The 3528-nt window shown below is 62.1% G+C and carries 4 protein-coding genes; 3 read left to right on the top strand and 1 reads right to left on the bottom strand.

The window, feature by feature from the left end; all coding sequences use genetic code 11:
* Positions 1 to 394 (bottom strand): dienelactone hydrolase family protein (locus tag A2J01_RS23520; RefSeq protein ID WP_197494281.1); only part of this gene is annotated, 394 nt, incomplete at its 3' end.
* 56 nt (positions 395 to 450) lie between these two features.
* Here A2J01_RS23520 and A2J01_RS23525 point away from each other — a divergent pair.
* The 3 genes from A2J01_RS23525 to A2J01_RS23535 all read left to right on the top strand — a co-directional run bounded on the left by A2J01_RS23525 (position 451) and on the right by A2J01_RS23535 (position 3327).
* Positions 451 to 1395, top strand: coding sequence for a D-cysteine desulfhydrase family protein (locus A2J01_RS23525; protein ID WP_054187490.1), 945 nt, complete (start codon positions 451 to 453; stop codon positions 1393 to 1395).
* A complete protein-coding gene (locus A2J01_RS23530; RefSeq protein ID WP_050655982.1) occupies positions 1392 to 2249 on the top strand; it encodes a helix-turn-helix transcriptional regulator in 858 nt (285 codons plus the stop codon). Before A2J01_RS23525 ends, A2J01_RS23530 begins: the two co-directional genes overlap by 4 nt.
* Before the next feature lie 94 nt (positions 2250 to 2343).
* On the top strand, positions 2344 to 3327 hold the full coding sequence (locus A2J01_RS23535; protein WP_030536016.1) for an ABC transporter substrate-binding protein: 984 nt from the start codon (positions 2344 to 2346) through the stop codon (positions 3325 to 3327).
* The last annotated feature ends 201 nt before the right edge of the window (positions 3328 to 3528 follow it).

Genomic DNA, 3528 nt, shown 5'->3' on the forward strand with positions numbered 1-3528 from the left:
TGACAGCGGAATCGACGAGGGGTACGGCGGCACACCACAGGGATGCGGTGCCGCCCATGCAGAATCCGAGGGAGCCGACTTTGTCTGCTCCCTCGGATCGGCTGTAGTCGACGGCGGCACGTACGTCGTGGCCGATGCTTGTGCTGTCGAGTGCCATGAGCGCATCCTTCGCGGACGGGAAGTCGGTGAAGGAGGTCTGTGCGCCGCGGTGGTAGAGATGCGGGGCGACGGCAAGGTAGCCGGCATCGGCGAGGCGTTCGAGGATGCTCTCGATGTGTTGGTTCACGCCCCACGCTTCTTGGAGAACTACTACCGCATGTCTCGGTTCACTCGGCGAATCCGGTCGGCTGACGGTCAGCGGTACATCACGTGTGGTCGTCGTGAAAGTTCCCATGTCCCGACTGTATGCGAGCCCAGCCTGTAGGTGCACGGTCGAACTAGACTCGTCAAATGTTGAGTTCCGCCGTTCCGCCGATCAGCTTGGGCAGTTGGCCGACGCCCGTCGAACCTCTGGCGCGTTGCGCGCAGGCACTCGGATTGGGGCCGGAAGATCTGTGGATCAAACGTGACGACGTCACCGGCCTGGGCGGCGGCGGCAACAAGATCCGAAAGCTGCAGTACACCTGCGCTCAGGCTTTGGCCGTCGGCGCGACGACTCTGATCACTACCGGTGCACCGCAAAGCAATCACGCTCGCTTGACTGCGTCGGCAGCAGCCCGTTTGGGATTGCGTTGTGTGCTGGTGCTCGGTGGTGCCGAGCCGGAATCCGCGCAGGGAAATCTCGTTCTGGATGCACTCGCGGGCGCTGAGATCGTCTGGGCCGGTGGGGACACGGCATCCGCGCTCGACGCCGCGGTGCAGGCCGTCGCGGACTCGGGCGGTGTACCTTTTGTCATTCCCTTCGGTGGTACCAGCGCGGTGGCTGCGCAGGGATACGTGGACTGCGCACGCGAGATCGAACAGCAACTCGCCGGCGTCGATCGCGTCGTGGTTGCACTCGGATCGGGTGGAACGATGGCAGGCCTTGTCGCGCATCTGGGCGTCGACAGAGTTGTGGGCGTCGACGTCGGGGCTGTTGCCGACCCGGTGTCGACTGTCGCTGGGTTGTTGGACGAGATGCCTGGTCCGACCGCGCGAGCCGCAGATCTTCAGATCCTGCGAAACCAAGTTGGACAAGGATATTCGACGCTCACGGAAGCATCAGCCGGCGCGATCCGATGTTTGGCTCGTACTGAGGGCATCTTCCTCGACCCGACGTACACCGGCCGAGCCTTTGCGGGATTGATCCAACTCGTGAAGGACGAAGCCATCACGGCGGGATCAAAAACGGTCTTCCTGCACACCGGTGGGTTGCCTGGCCTGTTCGGACATCCCGAACTGTCGACGCTGCGGTGAGCGAGCAGATCGACTACCCGCTCAGCAGTCCGCTCGACGAACTGTCCGAGTGGCAACGCGTCGTTCGACCGCTGCGCGTCAGTGCCGACGGGTACTTGCGGTTGGCGACCAATCGGCTGGCCGTCGATTCCGACTACACCTGGGAGATGCACCGCCACAGCGATCACGAATTGCTGTGGGCGATCGACGGTGTTCTCGAGGTCCGTACTCCGGAGACTGTGTACACGGTGCCGAGCGGAGTCAGTCTGTGGATCCCGTCCTTTGTTCCCCACGAGGTGACAGCGCGCAGCGGCACAGAATTGTCGTGCACGTGGTTGGTGGCATCCGATGTGACCGGGTTGGATCGTGTGGTGGCCTTGTCCACCCCTCCGCTGCTCGAACAAGTACTCGATCACCTCACCCGAGACGACCTGACCGACGCGGCTCGTCGACGAGCCGAGGCGTTTGCCATCGACCTCGTCGAACCTGTTCCGCGACTGATTTTCGATGTACCGCTGCCGACGACGCCGTGGCTTCGGCAGATCGCAGATCAGTTGGTCGCCAGCCCGGCCGACACCCGATCGGTCGAGGAGTGGGCCACCGACGCGAAGGTCAGTACGAGGACTCTCACACGAAGGTTTCCGGCCGAGACCGGATTGACCTTCTCGGAATGGCGTATGCGATTGCGGGCTCATCACGCGATGCAACTTCTGGCACTCGGTCGAAGCATCTCGTTTGTGGCGCGGAAGACGGGTTTTCGTTCCGAAAGCGCGTTCGGTGCGGCTTTTCGTCGAACGATGGGCGTGACACCGGGGGAGTTTGCAAGCCTGATCGATCATCCGCGCGCGCCAATGACCGATTGGCTACAGGACTAGTCCGAACAGCGACTCAAAGCATCTCGATCGGACTTGTGCCGTGCCGCAGAATGAACTTAGGGTTGGCTAAACAATCACCCTGTAGGAGTTCTGCGTGCGCGCAATTCGATCATTTTCTTTCGGTTCCAGAGTCATTGCAGCGGCGGCGGTTGCCGTCGTAGGTGCGATGGTGGTGACCGGCTGTTCCTCGTCGTCGGCCGACTCCGAGCAGACGGACGTCCGGACCGTCGCGTCGGCGTACGGGGACATCGAGGTTCCGGTTTCACCTGAGCGCGTCGTCGCCGCGTCGTACGACACTCCTTGGCAGCTCATGTCCCTCGGAGTGAAACCGGCTGCTGTGCAGGACTACGGCAAGTGGATCAGTGAATTCACGCCGGAGCAGCAGGCCTTCGTCGACGGGCTCCCGACCATCGGGCCTTTCGGGGAAATGAACTTCGAAGCGATCGCTGCGGCGGATCCCGACATCATTGTCGGCGACGCCGACGAGGTGGACCAAGCGGCGTTCGACCGTCTGTCCGGCATTGCACCCACCGTCATCGTCAAGGGAGAGAGCCGAGGCGACTGGAAGAAGATCACCACCGAGCTTGCTGAGGCAATTGGCAAGACCGACGTGCTCGAGTCGACGCGGACTGCTTACGAAGAGAATCTCGAACGTGTCCGTGGCGAGTACGCCGACGTGATCGCGACCAACAAGTGGATTCACATTTCACTCGGAGACGCGCCCGGCGCTTTCTCGGTTCAGCAGCCCACCGGTGCGATCGGCAATTTGGTGGTCAACGAACTCGGATTGGCGTACGGGCCCGGTGTTCCGACCAATTACACCGATGCCGGATACGCGTCCTATCCGATGGAGCAGTTGGCCGACATCCTGAACGGCGTGACGGTCGTGCTGTATCCGCTGAACGCGGACGGGTCGACCAGTGCGGCGGTTCAGGCGGTCCTCGACGACAACCTCTTCACGAGGCTGCCGGCGGCGCAGGCCGGGCACGTCTTCGGATTGCAGTCGAGCGTCACAGACTTCGTGACCGCGAACGGTTGGCTGAACGAAGTGAAAACGAAGGTGTTTGCAACGCTCTGACGCTTGCTCACCTTTTCACTGCGTGCCCGCAACTGACCAGTTGAGGGCGCGCAGTCTTTTTGGTCGCCACTACGAGCGGAAATCCTGTCCTCTGCTTATGATTTCTGTCACTGCCGGTTACCGTTACTTCGACGAGGGCGACGCGGTTCGACCTTGCCTTGGCAGGGATCATCGATCCTCGGCGACGTGCGGAGGTGGTCG

The organism is Rhodococcus sp. EPR-134 (assembly GCF_001647205.1).
Taxonomy (GTDB): domain Bacteria; phylum Actinomycetota; class Actinomycetes; order Mycobacteriales; family Mycobacteriaceae; genus Rhodococcus_F; species Rhodococcus_F qingshengii.